Genomic DNA, 15,869 nt, shown 5'->3' with positions numbered 1-15,869 from the left:
CCGTGCCCGATCCGCAGCGCCCCCGAGTGCTCCTCGTCGACGACGAGGAGGCGATCACCTCGACGCTCGGCCCGTACCTCGAACGGGCCGGCTTCGAGGTGGTCGTCGCGGCGGACGGCGAGGAGGCGCTCGAGCGCCACGCCGAGAGCCGCCCCGACATCGTGGTCTCGGACGTGCTGATGCCCGGGCTCGACGGCCGCGGCCTCGTCCGCCGTCTGCGGCAGAGCGAGACCTGGACGCCGGTGATCCTGCTGACGCAGGTCGACGAGGCCTCCGAGCGGGCCGCCGCCCTCGACGAGGGAGCCGACGACTACCTCGGCAAGCCGTTCCTGCCGTCGGAGCTCGTATCGCGCATCCGCGCCGTGCTGCGGCGCACCATCGGCGGGCGGCCGCTCTCGGCCGCGAACCTGCTGCTCAGCGACTCGCTCGAGCTCGATCGTTCCGGCCGCCGCACCCGCGTCGACGGGCGGACTGTCGATCTCACGCCCAAGGCGGTCGCGCTGCTCGACTATCTGATGGCGCACCCCGACGAGGTGCACACGCGCGAGCACCTGCTGTCGGCGCTCTGGGGGTTCGAGTTCGCGGTCACGACGCGGGCCGTCGACCATCGCGTCGCGGAGCTCCGGCGCGTGCTCGGCGACGACGCCCAGCGTCCGCGCTGGATCGAGACGGTGCCCGGCGCGGGATACCGCTTCTGCGGTCGGGTGGTGCAGCGGTGAGCCGCGTTCGCATCGCGTCGCTCATCGGGATCGGTGCGCCCCTTCTGCTCGGCGGCCTCGGGGCCGTCGCGGTGGTGGCGGCCCGGGTGAACGGTTCGTTCGAGGTCACGGTCCCGCTCGCGACCGTTCTCGTCGTGGCGGGCGCGCTGCTCTCCGCATGCATCTGGGCGGGCCTCGGGGTGCGCTCGGTGCTCCGCGCTCGCGAGGAGCGGGGCTTCGCGGCGGGTGCGCAGCAGGAGCGGGAGGCGCACCGGCGCTTCGTCGCCCGGCTCGACCACGAGCTCAAGAATCCGGTGACCGCGATCCGCGCCGCGCTCGAGCTCGACCCGGATCCGTCCCCCTCACTCGACGTCGCCGCGGCCCAGGCGGGCCGTCTCGCGAATCTGATCGGCGAGCTGCGCTCGCTCTCGGCGCTCGAGACCTCCGCGATCGAACGGGTTCCGGTGGATCTCGCCGCGGTCGTCCGCGATGAGACCGCGGCGTTCTCCGAGGATCTCGAGGTGCGCGACGCCCGCCGCGATATCCGCGTGCAGCTCCCGGCCGCGCCCTGGCCGCTGCCGTCCGTCGCGGGCGACGCGGACCTGCTCGCGGTCGCCGTGCGCAATCTGCTGGTCAACGCGGCGAAGTATTCGGATCCGGACGCCCGCATCGAGATCCGAGGTTCGGAGGACTCCGGTTTCGTGGTGGTCGAGGTCGCGGACACCGGCTGGGGCATTCCCGAGGCCGAGCAGGCCCGGGTCTGGGACGAGCTGTGGCGCGGGGACCGCGCACGTCGCGTCGAGGGCAGCGGGCTGGGGCTGTCGCTCGTGCGGATCGTCGCGGAGCGGCACGGCGGCGACGTCGCCGTGCGCTCCCGCGAGGGATCGGGTACGAGCGTGCGCGTCAGGATCCCGGTCGCCTAGTTCTCGGCGCCCACGGCGCCGAATCAACGCTGGATCCGCGCACGCGGATGCGCGACGGCCAGGGGGAACGCGCCAGCGTTCACGCGCCGACGCGAACCGGCGCCCACGGCGCCGAATCAGCGCTGGATCCGCGCACGCGGATGCGCGACGGCCAGGGGGAACGCGCCAGCGTTCACCCGCCGACGCGAACCGGCGCCCACGGCGCCGAATCAGCGCTGGATCCGCGCACGCGGATGCGACATGAGGTAGTGCTCCCGCAGGGTGTCGGCGGTGACCTGGGTGTAGATCTGGGTGGTGGTGGCGGACGCGTGTCCGAGCAGTTCCTGCACGGTGCGCACGTCGGCTCCGCCGGCCAGCAGGTGGGTGGCGAAGGAGTGCCGCAGGGAGTGCGGTGAGACTTCGATGTCGAGTTCTGCGCGCTCCGCCGCGGCTCGGATCACGAGCCAGGCGCTCTGCCGCGAGAGCCGTGCGCCGCGCGGCCCGACGAACAGTGCGGGCGTGCCGCGTCCCCGTTCGACCATCGCCGGTCGGGCCCGCACCAGGTAGGCGGCGAGCGCCTGGCCGGCGTATCGGCCGTAGGGCACGATCCGCTGCTTCGATCCTTTGCCGGTGACGCGGATGAAACCGCCGTCGCCGAGGGCCGCGACCGGGTCGGTCCAGGCGTCGCCGCCGTCGCCGGTTCCGGCGAGGAGGTCGTCGAGGTCGAGGGAGGTGACCTCGCTGACGCGCGCGCCGCTCGCGTACAGGAGTTCGAGCAGGGCGCGATCTCGGAGCGCGACGGGGTCGTCGCCGGCGGTCGCGGCGAGCAGCGCTTCGACCTGTTCGATCGACAGCGCCTTGGGCAGCCGTTTCGTCGGTTTCGGGGCGCGGAGCGCTCCCCCGGCGTTCTCGTCGAGGGCGCCCTCTTCGAAGAGGAAGCGGTGCAGCCCCCGCACGACCGACATGCGCCGGGTGATGGAGCTCGGGGCGAGGCGCTGGGGGTGCTCGGGCGTCGTGACCGGGGTTCCCCCGGCTGCGGTCTCGGCCGTCCCGCCGGGTCCGCCGGGCCGGGCCGGCGCGCCACCGAGCTCGGCGACGTACGCCGAGAGCGTCTCCGGGGTCACCCGACCGAGGTCGTCGATGCGCTGGGACTCGAGCCAGTCGGCATAGGCGTCGAGGTCGCGCCGGTACGCGGCGCGGGTGTGCTCCGCGAGTCCGCGTTCGATCGCGATGTGGCGCAGGAACCGTTCGACGCCCGTCCGCGGGGGCAGCGCCCCGTTCATGCTTTCGAGCGGTCGCCGCGCACGAGCTCCCGGCGCGTCCACGGGCTATCGGCCGGGCGCAGCGAACTCCATCCGCGGGCGCGGGCCGCGGCCGCGGCCAGCACGGCGTTCGTGGTCAGCGCGTTCTGCACGCGCCCGTCGAGCACCGCATCGATCACCGTGTCGAGGGGTTCCCAGCGCCGCAGCATGTCGGCTTCCTCGTCGGTGCGGACGTAGTCGTGCTCGACCGGGGCGAGGCCGCGGGCGAGGAAGATGCGGATCGCCTCGCTGTTGCCCCCGGGAGTGGTGCATACGTCGAGCAGCAGATCCCAGCGGGCGGCCTCGAGGTCGGCTTCCTCGACGAGCTCGCGCTGCGCGCCCGCGAGGCCGGATTCTCCGGCGACGTCCATGAGGCCGGCCGGGATCTCCCAGTCGCGGTGCGCGATGGGGTGCCGGTACTGCCGGATGAGCAGCACGCGTTCCTGATCGTCGAGCGCGAGGACCGCGACGGCCCCCGGATGGTCGACGTAGTCGCGTTCGAGCACGGATCCGCCGTAGGCGAAGCGGTCTCGGCGCACGTCCCAGATGTGGCCGCGCGTCAGCAGTTCGCTGGATTCGACTCCGACGTCGGCGGCGTAGGCGTCGGCGAGGGGTTCGTCGGCGTGCCCTTCCGGCACGCGGACGAGCCCCTCGCTCGAGCGGTCGCTAGTCACGACCCTCGACGTCGAACAGGCGGGCGGCCTCACGACGCGCGATCGCGGCCTCGGCGAGCCCGGCGAACAGCGGGTGCGGGGTGCCCGGGCGCGAACGCAGCTCGGGGTGCGCCTGGGTGGCGATGTAGAACGGGTGCACGTCGCGCGGCAGCTCGACGTACTCGACGAGCTCGCCGTCGGGGCTGGTGCCCGAGAACGACAGGCCGGCCGCACCGATCTGATCGCGGTAGCGGTTGTTCACCTCGTAGCGGTGGCGGTGGCGCTCGCTGGCGCTCGACGCACCGTAGAGCTCGGCCGCGAGCGATCCCTCGGAGAAGGCCGCTTCGTAGAGCCCGAGGCGCATGGTGCCGCCCAGATCGCCGCCGTCGATGATCTCGACCTGCTCGGCCATCGTCGCGATGACCGGGGTCGGGGTCTCGGGATCGAACTCGGTCGACGAGGCACCCTCGAGCCCGGCGACGTTGCGCGCGTACTCGATGACCATGCACTGCATGCCGAGGCAGAGGCCGAGCGTGGGGATGGCGTTCTCGCGGGCGAAGCGCAGCGCGCCGAGCTTGCCCTCGATGCCGCGCACGCCGAAGCCGCCGGGCACGCAGATCGCGTCGGCCTCGCCGAGCTGTTCGAGCGCGCCCTCGGGCGTCTCGCAGGAGTCGGAGGGCACCCAGCGGATGTTGACCTTGGTCGAGTGCGCGAAGCCGCCGGCGCGCAGCGCCTCGGTGACCGAGAGGTAGGCGTCGGGCAGGTCGATGTACTTGCCGACGAGCGCGATGGTGACCTCGCCCTTCGGGTGGTGCACCGCGTCGAGCACCGGCTGCCAGTCCGTCCAGTCGACCTCGCCGGCGCGCTCGTCGAGACCGAGGTGCTCGATGATGGTGCGGTCGAGGCCCTGGTCGTTGAGCAGGCGGGGCAGGTCGTAGATGCTCGGCACGTCGATGGCGTTGACCACCGCGTCCTCGTCGACGTCGCACATCAGCGCGATCTTGCGCAGGTTGTCGTCGGTGACCGGGCGGTCGCTGCGCAGCACGAGCGCGTCGGGCTGGATGCCGATCGAGCGGAGCGCGGCGACGGAGTGCTGGGTCGGCTTGGTCTTCTGCTCGCCCGAGGCGCCCATGAAGGGGACCAGCGAGACGTGCACGAAGAAGACGTTCTTGCGGCCGAGCTCGTGGCGCACCTGGCGCGCCGACTCGAGGAACGGCTGCGACTCGATGTCGCCGACGGTGCCGCCCACCTCGGTGATGATCACGTCGGGACGCGGATCCTCTTCGGACTGCAGCCGCATGCGGCGCTTGATCTCGTTGGTGATGTGCGGGATCACCTGGACCGTGTCGCCGAGGTACTCGCCGCGGCGCTCCTTGGCGATGACGGTCGAGTAGATCTGACCGGTCGTGACGTTGGCGGCCTGGGACAGGTTGATGCCCAGGAAACGCTCGTAGTGCCCGATGTCGAGGTCCGTCTCAGCACCGTCGTCGGTCACGAAGACCTCGCCGTGCTGGAAGGGGTTCATCGTGCCCGGATCGACGTTGAGGTACGGATCCAGTTTCTGCATAACCACGTGGAGTCCGCGAGCCGTGAGCAGATTGCCCAGGCTGGCGGCGGTGAGTCCCTTGCCCAGCGAGGAGACCACACCTCCCGTGACAAAGATGTGCTTGGTCGTGTCCGTCGTGCTTCGCTCTGCTCCCACGGGCTTCGATCCTATCACTGTTGGGGCTCTCGCCGCCGGTCATTCGGGCACGGAGGGGGCGCGGACCCCGCGATCCCAATCAGGGAGCGGATCGCGCCCGCGGATCAGTGGAGTTCCTGGCGCGGCACCCAGACCTGCTTCACGATCATCAGCACCATCGCGGTGACCGGGATCGAGATGAGCGCGCCCAGCAGGCCGAGCAGCGTGCCGCCCGCGAGCGCGCCGATGACCACCAGGGAGCCCGGGACGGACACCACACGGTTCATGATGCGCGGTGTGAGGAGGTAGGCCTCGAGCTGCATGTAGATGAGGTAGTAGATCGCGGCGGCGAGCGCGGCGCCCGGCGAGTTGAACAGGGCGACCGCGGCGACGAGCACGGTCGCCATGAGCGAGCCGACGAGCGGAATGAGCGCGAGGAAGAAGACCCCGACCGCGACGAGGCCGGCGAACGGTACCCCGACGATGGTCATCATGATGAAACCGAGCACGGCGTTGATGAGCGCGAGGATCACCATGCCGTTGACGTAGCCGCCGACGGACTTGGTGACCTGCTCCGTGATGTCCATCACCTTGGCGCGACCCGACCGCGGGACGAGCGTGTAGAACCCGCGCTTGATGGCTTGCAGCGAGGCGAGGAAGTAGAGGCTGAGGATGAGGACGATGATCGCGGCGGTGATGCCGTTGGCGATGCCGATGCTCGCCTGCCAGACGCCGCCGGCGAACTGGGCCCAGTTCTCGGGCTTCGCGACGAAGTCCTGGCCCATCTTGAGCAGGCCGTCGAGGTCGACGAGTCCGTCGAAGCGGGCGTGGAAGTCCTTGAACCACGGCTGGTTCTGGATTTCGTTGAAGTAGCTCGGCGCACTGCGCACCAGCTGGGCGACCTGGTTGGAGAGCATCGGGATGACGAGCGCGAAGATCCCGGCGATGATCAGGATGAAGCTGCCGAAGACGATGCCGATGCCGAGCGGCCGCTTGATGCCCTTGCGCTCGAGCCAGCGCACCACGGGGTCGAGGCCGAGCGCGATGAACAGGGCGCCGACCACGTACATGATGATGGTCGTCAGCTCGCTGACCATGGCGCCGACCAGCAGCGCTGCGAGCACACCGAGGGTGATGACGAAGCCGAGCTGGAACGGGGCGCGCACCACGAACTCGCGGGTCCGCTTCTCGCGCGCATCCTGTTCGCGGGTCTCGATCGCCGCGTTGCGCGCGTCGCGGTACATCTTGCGCGTCTCGGCGTCCATCTGCTCGATGTCGGCGTGCACCACCTGCGGATGGGAGTCGAGCAGGTGCGCGCGCTCGGCCGCTTCGCTCGCGCTGCTGGGGGCGCTCGGGCGATCCGCGGGTCGGCTGCGCCGCCAGGGCATCTTGCTCATGCAGGGAGCGTAGCAGCCGGCACCGACGTCGGAACGGCTACGCCTCGCGCCCGAGCTGGAGGAGCTCGGCGGCGTGCTCGAGCGCGCTCGAGGAGTCCGAGAGCCCCGAGAGCAGACGCGCCATCTCGCCGAGCCGCTCGTCGCCGTCGAGGCGGCGGCAGCTGCTCTCGGTGAACCCGCCGGAGGAATCCTTGACGACCTGGAGGTGGTTGTTCGCGAACGCGGCGACCTGCGCCAGGTGGGTCACGACGATCACCTGCGAGGTGCGCGCGAGCCGGGCGAGCCGTCGCCCGATCTCGATGGCCGCCGCACCGCCGACGCCGGCGTCGACCTCGTCGAACACGAAGGTCGGCACGGGATCGGTGGCGGCGACCACGACTTCGAGCGCGAGCATGATGCGCGAGAGCTCTCCGCCGGAGGCGCCCTTCGCGAGCGGCCGGGGCTCGGCGCCGGGATGCGAGCGGAGCAGGAACGTCACCTCGTCCGCGCCCGCTCCCCCGAGCTCGCCCGGTTCGACGAGCGCCGCGAACTCCGCGTCGGGCAGCGCCAGGTGCCGGAGCTCGGCGGAGACGCGTTCGCCGAGCTCTACCGCCGCCGAGCGGCGCAGCTCGGAGAGGCGATCCGCAGCGGCCCGCTCCTCCGAGACGAGCACCGCGAGCCTCGCGTCCAGTTCGTCGACCCGCTCGTCGTCGCCGTCGAGCTCCGCGAGGCGCAGCGCGCCGGTCTCGGCGATCTCGAGCACTTCGGCGAGTCCGCCGCCGAATCGGCGGATCACGGCGTTCAGCGCCGACAGCCGCTCGTTGGCCTGCTCGAGCTCGCCCGGGCCGTCCTCGTCGAGGTCGCTCAGGTAGCCGCCGAGCTCGCGCGTCGCGTCGGCGAGCTGGAATCCGATGCCGCGCAGCGTCTCGAGCACGGCGGCCAGCCGTTCGTCGTGCGCGGCCACCCGCTCGAGCTCCTGCTGGGCCTCGGTGATGAGGCCCGTCGCGTCGCGCTCGTAGGGGTCGTCGCCGTCGCCCGCCACGGCCCGCGCCGCCGCGCTGCTCGCGGCGCGCAGCGCCTCGAGGTTGCTGAGCCGCTCGATCCGGGTGCGGATCTCGTCGTCCTCGCCGAGCTGCGGGTCGAGCGCCGCGATCTCGTCCAGATCTTCGCGCAAGCGGACCGCTTCGGCCGCTCGGGCGTCGTGCGCGGCGCGCAGCTCGGCGAGCTCCGCCGAACGCGCGGCGCGCTCCTCGTGCAGCTTCCGGTAGGCGGTGAGCGCTGCGGCGACCTCGGCCCCGCCGAAGCGGTCGAGGGTCTCGCGCTGCGCCGACCGGCTGCGCAGGCGCAGCTGTTCGGACTGGCCGTGCACGGCGAACAGCCGATCGGCGAGACGCCCGAGCGCACCGACCGGAGCCGCGGCTCCCCCGACGCTGGCGCGGCTGCGCCCCTCGGAGCTGACCGTCCGGGTGAGGACGAGCTCGCCCTCCTCGACGTCGCCGCCGACCTCCTCGACGAGTTCGACCACGTCGGCATCTGCGGTGCGCACCAGGCCGCTCACCCGCGCCTGACTCGCGCCGGATCGGACCGCGCCCGCGTCGCTGCGCCCGCCCATGAGCAGGCCCAGTGCGCTCACCACCATCGTCTTGCCCGCACCGGTCTCGCCGGTGATCGCGGTGAACCCCGGGCCGAGCGCGAGCGTCGCGTCGCCGATCACCCCGAGGTCGCGGATCCTGAGCTCCTCGATCACGCTTCGCCTCCGCTGCGTCCGCGCCAGCCCGTGACCGGCAGGTTGAACTTGTTGACGAGGCGGTCGGTGAAGACGGCCTCGTCGAGCCGCGCGAGGCGCACGGGCCGAGCCGAGCGCCGCACCTCGACGACGGACCCCGACGGCAGCTCCGAACGGCGGCGTCCGTCGCACCAGAGCACGCCCTCGCCGACGCTCTGCGGCAGGATCTCGACCGAGAGGACCGAGTCGGGCCCGACGACGAGCGGCCGGTTGAAGAGCGCGTGCGCCGCGATCGGGACCAGGAGCATGGCCTGCACCCCTGGCCAGACGACCGGGCCGCCCGCGGAGAACGCGTACGCGGTGGATCCCGTGGGCGTGGCGAGCACGACGCCGTCGCAGCCGAAGGAGGAGAGCGGGAGGCCGTCCACGCCGACGGCGACCTCGAGCATGCGCTGGCGCTTCTCGACGCTGGCCTCGTTGACCGCCCAGGTCTCGGCGATGACCGCCCCGTCGAGCGTGGCGCGGACTTCCAGCGTCACGCGCTCCTCGACCGTGTAGTCCCCCGCGAGCACCTGCTCGACGGTGGAGGCGAGGTCGTGGCGCTCCATCTCGGCGAGGAATCCGACGTGGCCCAGGTTGACGCCCACGATCGGGCAGTCGGACTCGCGCACCAGCTCGGCCGCGCGCAGGATCGTGCCGTCGCCCCCCAGCACGATGGCGATCTCGAGCGCCGAGACCTCGGCGTTGACGCCCAGCTCCGCCGTGCGGTCGAGCGGCAGATGGGGCGCGAACTCGATGCGATCCTCGGGGGCCATCACCGGGGTGACCCCGGCGGCGCGCAGCGCGGACACCACGTCGATCGTCGCTTCGATGGCTTCGCGCTTCGCGGTGTGCGAGACCACGAGCATGCGGCGCTCGGCCGCGTCGGCTCGGCTCATGTCGCCTCCTGTCGGGGGTTCCCGGTGCGCTCCGGTCAGTCGGTGGATTCCGGGACGAGCTCGGCGATCCGTGCTTCCCATTCTGTCGGATCCGCGTCTCCGCCGCGCGAGAGATGCACGAGGAATTCCCGGTTGCCGTGCGAACCGGCGATCGGCGAGGGTGCGAGGCCCCGCACCGCGAAGCCGTTCTCGGCCGCCGATCCCAGAACCGTACGGATCGCTTCGGCGCGCAGCGCCGGATCCACCACGATCCCCTCGCGGATCCCGGTACGGCCGACCTCGAACTGCGGCTTGATCAGCAGGATCAGCTCCGCGCGCGGCGCCGCGACCCGGGCGATCGCCGGCAGGATCAGGGTGAGCGAGATGAACGACAGGTCGGCGACCACGAGCGTCGGCGCCTCGGCGACGCCCGTGTCGGCGGCGAGACCCGCGGCGGTGAGCTCGCGGGCGTTGCAGCCCTCCACCACGCGCACGCGCGGATCCTCGCGCAGCTCGGGCACGAGCTGGTCGTGCCCCACGTCGACCGCGAGCACTTCGCGAGCGCCCCGTTCGAGCAGCACCTGCGTGAAGCCGCCCGTCGACGCACCGAGGTCGAGGGCGAGGCGATCCGCGGCCGCGATCCCGAAGCCGTCGAGACCCGCGATGAGCTTGTGCGCGCCGCGGCTGACGTACCGGTCGGTCCCCGAGACCACGATCGTCGCTCCGGCGGCGACGCGCGCGCCGGCCTTCGTCGCGACGCGGCCATCGACCCGCACCTCCCCGGACGCGATCAGCTCGGCCGCACGGCTCCGGGAGCGGACCAGGCCGAGTTCGGGGAGCACCCGATCGAGACGTTCGGCGGAACCCTGCCAGACCGCGCTGCTCGCGTCGCGCTCAGCCACCGGCGCCCTCGTGGTCGCTGCGCTGCAGCTCGGCCAGCAGCTCCTCCGCGATCTGGTCGAAGCCGGCCGCGCGCTGCGCGAGCGGCTGCGCCTCGACGAGCGCCGCGCGATCGAGCAGGCCGTCGTCGCCCGCGCTCGCGAGCTCCGGGACCGGCTCGGGGATCTCCTCGGGACTCATGGACCAAGCGTACCGCTGCCCCGAGTTGATACCCTTCGAGGCATGTCCGTCTCCACGCTCTCGGCCAGCAACCAGAACTATCTCAAGGCGATCTGGAGCCTGCAGGAGTGGTCGGACGCCCCCGTGACCCCGTCGACCCTCGCGGCGAAGGCGGGAGTCAAGCTCTCCAGCGCGTCCGACGCGGTCCGCCGACTGGCCGACCTCGGACTGATCGACCACGCCCGATACGGCTCCATCTCGCTCACGGACGAGGGCCGCGAACTCGCGCTCGCCATGGTCCGCAGACACCGGCTGATCGAGACCTTCCTCGTGCAGGTGCTCGGCTACCGCTGGGATCAGGTCCACGACGAGGCGGAGGCGCTCGAGCACGCGGTCTCCGACTTCCTCGTCGACCGCATCGACGTCCACCTCGGGCACCCCTCCCGCGACCCGCACGGCGACCCGATCCCCGCGGCCGACGGCACGCTCGAGCTGCCCGACGCCGTGCTGCTGAGCACGCTCACCGCCGGGAGCCGGGCACGCATCGAGCGGATCTCCGACGAGGATCCGGCGCTCCTGCAGTTCTTCGCGGATCACGGCATCGGCATCGGCACCGAGATCGAGCTGCGCGCCGGGGCGCCGTTCTCCGGCGCCGTCGAGGTGGCGATCGCGGGTGCCGCCGAATCGTTCCCGCTCGGACAGGTCGCCCTCGATTCCGTCTGGGCCACCGTGCTCACCGACTAGAACGATCACCTCGGAGCCCCGCGAACACGCCGTTCGCGGGGCTTTTCGTTGCACCCGAGAATGAAACTACGTTGCGACGTAGTTTGATCTCGCGTATGGTCGTAGCACCCGGCGATCAGCGTCGGCCGTCGACCGATCCGGAGGTTCCCGCAGTGACCACGACCGCCCGCCCCGAACGAGGCCTGCTCCGATTGCTCGGACCCGCGTTCGTCGCCGCCATCGCCTACGTCGATCCCGGCAACGTCGCGGCCAATCTGACCGCGGGCGCCAAGTACGGCTATCTCCTCATCTGGGTCCTCGTGGTCGCGAACGCCATGGCGGTCGTCGTCCAGTACCTCTCGGCGAAGCTCGGCCTCGTCACCGGCAAGAGCCTCGCCGAGCTGCTCGGCGAACGCATGCCGAAGGCCGGCCGGGTGCTGTACTGGCTGCAGGCCGAGGTCGTGGTGATCGCGACCGACCTCGCCGAGGTCGTCGGCGGTGCGCTCGCCCTCAAGATCCTGTTCGACACCCCGCTGCTCGTGGGCGGCGTCATCGTCGGCATCGTGTCGCTCGCGATCCTCGCGATCCAGGGCCGAGGCCAGCGCCGCTTCGAACTGGTGATCCTCGCGCTGCTCACCATCATCACCGTCGGCTTCGTCGCGGGACTGTTCTTCAGCCCGCTCGACTGGGGCGGGGTCGCGAGCGGCATGGTCCCCCGATTCCAGGGCCCCGAGACGGTGCTGCTCGCCGCGAGCATGCTGGGCGCCACCGTCATGCCCCACGCCATCTACGTGCACTCCACGCTGTCCCGCGATCGCCACGGCACCTCCGAGAACCCGAGCGTCGTGCGTCGTCTCCTCCGCGCCACCCGCTGGGACGTCGCGCTCGCGCTCGTCGTGGCCGGCGGCGTCAACATCGCGATGCTGCTGCTCGCCGCGTCCGCGCTTCCCGGCGTCGACGGCACGGACACCATCGACGGCGCCGCGGCCGCGATCAGCGCCCACCTCGGCCCCGCCATCGGCGTGATCTTCGGCATCGGCCTGCTCGCGTCCGGCCTCGCTTCGACCTCGGTCGGCGCCTACGCGGGCGCCGACATCATGGCCGGACTCATCAACATCCGCGTCCCGCTGCTGCTGCGCCGCGCGATCACGCTCATCCCCGCGCTGCTGGTGCTCGGCCTGAACATCGATCCCACGCTCTCGCTCATCGTGAGCCAGGTGGCCCTCTCGCTCGGCATCCCGTTCGCGCTGATCCCGCTCGTCTGGCTCACGAGCCGGAAGTCCGACATGGGCGGCTTCTCGAACCGCGTCCCCCTGCAGGTGGTCGCGATCCTCATCACCGTCGCGATCGTCGCGCTCAACGTGCTGCTCGTCGTGCTCACCGCGACCGGGCAGGCCTAGCCCGACACCGCCCGGAAACGCAGCGAGGCCCGGTGGAGCCGATCCGAGGATCGACCCCACCGGGCCTCGTAGTGTCGGTTCGCAGCGCCGGTGACGGCTGTTCCGTCGGCGCGGTCAGCGCCAGTGGTCGGCGTACAGGACCTCGGGCACCTTCAGCCCGTAGATCGCGAGCCCGGAGGCCCAGATCGCCGCGCAGCCGGCGCGCAGCAGGTTCAGCGGGTCGGTGCCCTCGGAGACGACCTCGGCGACGTGCGCGCTCATGCGCACCTTCGCGTCGCCGACGACGACGGTGCCGTCCTTCAGCGTGCGCGTCTCGGGGTACGGCTCGAACATCTCGTCGAGGCTCGCGACGATGAAGTCGGGGCGCATGTTCTGCGTGGCGGCGACCAGCTGCTTGGGCCGGTCGACGCCCGTGAGCACGTGCAGCGAGGGGATCCCCGCGGCCTGAGCTCCGGCCATGTCGGTGTCGAGGCGGTCGCCGATCATCAGCGCGTTGCGGGTCCCGAACCGCTCGAACGCGGTCTCGAAAATCGGCGTCTCGGGCTTGCCCGCGAACACGGGGAGGCGCTGGACCGCGGTGTGCACTGCCGAGACGAGGGTGCCGTTGCCGGGCGCGAGGCCGCGGGCGACGGGGATCGTCCAGTCGGTGTTCGTCGCGATCCACGGGATCGGCTCGCGACCGGGTTCCTCGGCGAGCGCGAACGCGGCTTCGGCGAGGTGCTCCCAGCCGACGTGCGGGGCGAAGCCCTGGATCACGGCGTCCGGCCGGTCGTCGGCGCTGCGCGTCATCTCGAACCCGGCGCGCTCGAGCTCGCGCTCGATGCCCTCACCGCCGACCACGAGCACCCGCGAGCCGGGTGCGACGGTGCGCTGCAGCAGTGCGACGGCGGCCTGCGGGGAGGTCACGATCTCGCGTGCTTCGGCGTTCAGGCCGAGGCGCTGCAGGTGCTCCGCCACGGCCTCGTCGGTGCGGGCGGCGTTGTTGGTGATGTACCCGAGCGGGACCTGCGCGGCACCTCGGTTCAGGGCTTCGACCGCTCCGGGGATCGCGCCCTCGCCGCGGTAGACCACGCCGTCGAGGTCGGCGAGCAGCAGCTCGCGTCCCTCGATCGGCGCGGGACCCGTGGCCGCCGCGCGGCGCCCGAAGAGACTCACTGCTTCGGCTCCGCCCCGGGCTGCTCGACTGCCGCGTCGGCTGCGTCCTCGGCGGCGGGCACCTCATCCTCGACCTCGGGGGCGTCGGCAGGCGCGTCCGCATCCGCGATGCGATCGGCGTCGGCGTCGGCTGCAGGTGCGGCCTCAGCCTCGGCGACCTCCGGCGCGTCCTCCTCGGACGCCTCTGCGTCGGAAGCGGCCTCGTCGGAAGTCGCCTCGTCGGAAGCGGCCTCGTCGGTCGAATCCGCGTCGTCGGACTCGACGTAGTCGTGCTCGAACACCTCGAAGACCTCGAGTTCGTCGCGGGCGCCGAAGTGATCATCGAGTGCGCCGGCCGCGCGCTCGGCGTTGGCCCACCACTTGGCGGCCTCGGCCTCGCGACCGAGGTCCTCGAGCACGGTCGCGTAGGCACCGAACAGGTCGGGGCTCCAGGAGTACGCGCGCTTCGGGTCCAGTTCGGGGATCTCGAGCTCGAAGAGGGCCTGCTGGGTCTGGCCGAGGTCGAGCCGCGCACCCGACATGGCGATGGCGACGTGCACGCGCTGCTCCATGTCGAGCTCGGCGTCCTTGGCCTCGAGGCCGGTTTCGAGCGCCTTCTGCGGACGGCCGAGGCCGCGCTCGCAGTCGATCATGAGCGCGAGGTGCGCGTCGGATCCGGTGAGCCGCCGGTAGGTGCGGAGCTCGCGCAGGGCCAGTCCGAAGTCTCCGTTGCGGTACGCCGTGATCGCGAGGGTCTCGCGGGTCACGGGGATCCGACCGGCGCGGCGGCTGGCCGAGAGCGCGTGCTCGTGGGCGAGCGCGGGATCGGTGTCGATCAGGAGCGCCACCATGGCGAGGTGCCGTGCGACGCGCTCCTGCAGCTCGACCTGGAGGGTCTTGAGCTCGTTGCGCGCGGCGGGGTGGAGGTCGTTCGGACGGATGTCGTCCGGGATGATGGGGTCGTCGTGCTCGGCGCGGACGGGACGCAGCGAGTGCTGCAGGCGCTCGGCCTCGGTGAACTCGCGCTCCGCACCGCCGCGGTCGCTGCGCCCGCCACCGCGGGTGCCGCCGCGTCCGCGGGCGTTGTCGAAGCGGTCGTTCGATCCGCGGTCGTCGCGACGCGGGCGATCACCGCGGAACGGGCGATCCCCCTGCGGGCGGTCATCGCGGCCGGGACCGTCGCCGAAATCACGACGGGGTCCGTCGTCGCGACGCGGGCGGTCACCGTACGAACGGTCATCACGACGCGGTCGGTCGTCGCGGAACGGACGATCGCCCTGCGAACGATCGTCACGGCGAGGACGGTCGCCGAAATCACGACGGGGACGATCATCCCGGAAGGAACGTTCCCCCTGGCCCCGGTCGTCGCGGCGCGGGCGGTCACCGTGCGGACGGTCATCACGACGCGGGCGGTCGTCGCGGAACGGACGATCGCCCTGCGAACGATCGTCGCGGCGCGGTCGGTCGTCGCGGAACGGACGGGCGCCCTGCGAACGGTCGTCGCGGCGGGGACGGTCGCCGAAGTCGCGACGGGGACGATCATCCCGGAAGGGGCGGTCGCCCTGCGGGCGGTCATCTCGACGCGGACGATCACCGGTGGAACGGTCGTCACGGCGCGGGCGGTCCCCGAAGTCGCGACGCGGGCGGTCCTCGCGGAACGGACGATCCCCCTGCGGACGGTCGTCACGACGGGGACGGTCGCCCTGGAAGCGGTCGTTGCTGCGGAAGGGGCGGTCGCCCTGGGGACGGTCGTCGCGGCGGGGGCGGTCGCCGTAGCTCCGATCCCCCTGCGCGCGATCGTCGCGGCGGGGGCGGCGGTCGTCGTCGCGGAAGGGCTTGCGCGCCGCGCCGTCGTAGCGGGGGCGATCGCCGCGGTCTCCGCGGTCGTCTCGGCCGTGGCGGTCCTGGCGCGGTGCGGGTCGGTCACTGAAGCGGTCTCCGCTGCGGCTTCCGCCCTGCGGGCCGTCGCCGCGCTTGGGGCCGCGGTACCCGCCGCGGTTGTCTGAGGAGGAGCCACGCGAGCCGAAGTCGCGGGACCCGAAGTCGCGCCGGCCGTTGCGGTCGCCGCGGTTGCCCCGGTCTCCGTCGTTTCGACGGTCGCCGCTGTCGTTGTTGCGGTCGTTGCTCATGTGGCCTCCTCGTGCCTGCGCGTGCCATCCACGCGCCAATAATAGAAAAGGCCGCCCAGAAGGGGGCACCATCGCTGGTGTCTCCTTCTGAACGGCCTCCTCATTGCCCGGGTTCGTGAGCAGGCCGAACTGCGGGAACGCGACGATCTGCACGTCGAGTCCGGGCAGCC

The 15,869-nt window shown here is 72.0% G+C and carries 15 protein-coding genes; 5 read left to right on the top strand and 10 right to left on the bottom strand.

What is annotated here, in order from left to right; genetic code table 11:
- Positions 1-2 precede the first annotated feature (2 nt).
- Together XM48_RS04740 and XM48_RS04735 are read left to right on the top strand one after the other, a co-directional pair.
- The gene (locus XM48_RS04740) at positions 3-719 is read left to right on the top strand and encodes a response regulator transcription factor (RefSeq protein ID WP_231580803.1); all 717 of its coding nucleotides are present in this window, start codon (positions 3-5) and stop codon (positions 717-719) included.
- Positions 716-1,621, top strand: a complete 906-nt coding sequence (locus tag XM48_RS04735; RefSeq protein WP_052961298.1) for a sensor histidine kinase KdpD — start codon at positions 716-718, stop codon at positions 1,619-1,621. Before XM48_RS04740 ends, XM48_RS04735 begins: the two co-directional genes overlap by 4 nt.
- A 209-nt stretch (positions 1,622-1,830) precedes the next feature.
- On the opposite strand, the gene XM48_RS04730 is transcribed toward XM48_RS04735, so the two are convergent.
- The 8 genes from XM48_RS04730 to XM48_RS04695 all read right to left on the bottom strand — a co-directional run bounded on the left by XM48_RS04730 (position 1,831) and on the right by XM48_RS04695 (position 10,334).
- Positions 1,831-2,883 carry a site-specific tyrosine recombinase XerD gene (locus tag XM48_RS04730; RefSeq protein WP_046454647.1) on the bottom strand — a complete coding sequence of 351 codons (1,053 nt, stop codon included), beginning with the start codon at positions 2,881-2,883 and terminating at the stop codon, positions 1,831-1,833.
- Complete coding sequence (locus XM48_RS04725; protein WP_046454667.1) at positions 2,880-3,539, bottom strand: NUDIX hydrolase; 660 nt, start codon at positions 3,537-3,539, stop codon at positions 2,880-2,882. The genes XM48_RS04730 and XM48_RS04725 overlap by 4 nt, the downstream gene beginning before the upstream one ends.
- A 28-nt stretch (positions 3,540-3,567) precedes the next feature.
- Complete coding sequence (locus tag XM48_RS04720; protein WP_046454646.1) at positions 3,568-5,256, bottom strand: CTP synthase; 1,689 nt, start codon at positions 5,254-5,256, stop codon at positions 3,568-3,570.
- A gap of 104 nt (positions 5,257-5,360) precedes the next feature.
- The gene (locus XM48_RS04715; protein WP_046454645.1) at positions 5,361-6,632 is read right to left on the bottom strand and encodes an AI-2E family transporter; all 1,272 of its coding nucleotides are present in this window, start codon (positions 6,630-6,632) and stop codon (positions 5,361-5,363) included.
- A gap of 37 nt (positions 6,633-6,669) precedes the next feature.
- Positions 6,670-8,358 carry a DNA repair protein RecN gene (gene recN, locus XM48_RS04710; RefSeq protein ID WP_046454644.1) on the bottom strand — a complete coding sequence of 563 codons (1,689 nt, stop codon included), beginning with the start codon at positions 8,356-8,358 and terminating at the stop codon, positions 6,670-6,672.
- Positions 8,355-9,275, bottom strand: coding sequence for an NAD kinase (locus XM48_RS04705; protein WP_046454643.1), 921 nt, complete (start codon positions 9,273-9,275; stop codon positions 8,355-8,357). Before XM48_RS04705 ends, recN begins: the two co-directional genes overlap by 4 nt.
- A 35-nt stretch (positions 9,276-9,310) precedes the next feature.
- Positions 9,311-10,156: a TlyA family RNA methyltransferase gene (locus XM48_RS04700; RefSeq protein ID WP_046454642.1), complete on the bottom strand. Its 846-nt coding sequence runs from the start codon at positions 10,154-10,156 to the stop codon at positions 9,311-9,313.
- Positions 10,149-10,334 (bottom strand): hypothetical protein, encoded by a 186-nt coding sequence (locus XM48_RS04695; RefSeq protein WP_046454641.1) that lies wholly within the window; start codon positions 10,332-10,334, stop codon positions 10,149-10,151. Before XM48_RS04695 ends, XM48_RS04700 begins: the two co-directional genes overlap by 8 nt.
- Positions 10,335-10,376: 42 nt before the next feature.
- Here XM48_RS04695 and XM48_RS04690 point away from each other — a divergent pair, with 42 nt between their 5' ends.
- The gene (locus tag XM48_RS04690; protein WP_046454640.1) at positions 10,377-11,057 is read left to right on the top strand and encodes a metal-dependent transcriptional regulator; all 681 of its coding nucleotides are present in this window, start codon (positions 10,377-10,379) and stop codon (positions 11,055-11,057) included.
- A gap of 95 nt (positions 11,058-11,152) precedes the next feature.
- Entirely contained in the window at positions 11,153-12,436 is a 1,284-nt protein-coding gene (locus tag XM48_RS04685; protein ID WP_084820992.1) for an Nramp family divalent metal transporter, read from the top strand.
- A 114-nt stretch (positions 12,437-12,550) separates the two neighbouring features.
- Here XM48_RS04685 and XM48_RS04680 read toward each other — a convergent pair whose 3' ends face one another.
- Both XM48_RS04680 and XM48_RS04675 read right to left on the bottom strand, forming a co-directional pair.
- Positions 12,551-13,591, bottom strand: coding sequence for an HAD-IIA family hydrolase (locus XM48_RS04680; RefSeq protein ID WP_046454639.1), 1,041 nt, complete (start codon positions 13,589-13,591; stop codon positions 12,551-12,553).
- Positions 13,588-14,421: a hypothetical protein gene (locus tag XM48_RS04675; protein WP_046454638.1), complete on the bottom strand. Its 834-nt coding sequence runs from the start codon at positions 14,419-14,421 to the stop codon at positions 13,588-13,590. The genes XM48_RS04680 and XM48_RS04675 overlap by 4 nt, the downstream gene beginning before the upstream one ends.
- 6 nt (positions 14,422-14,427) lie before the next feature.
- On the opposite strand from XM48_RS04675, the gene XM48_RS16835 reads away from it, so the two are divergent.
- A complete protein-coding gene (locus XM48_RS16835; protein ID WP_052961297.1) occupies positions 14,428-15,576 on the top strand; it encodes a hypothetical protein in 1,149 nt (382 codons plus the stop codon).
- Positions 15,577-15,869: the final 293 nt, after the last annotated feature.

It is taken from the genome of Leucobacter sp. Ag1 (assembly GCF_000980875.1).
Classification (GTDB): domain Bacteria; phylum Actinomycetota; class Actinomycetes; order Actinomycetales; family Microbacteriaceae; genus Leucobacter; species Leucobacter iarius.
Note: the sequence above shows the minus strand (reverse complement) of the source record. Positions and strands in the feature narration are given on the sequence as shown.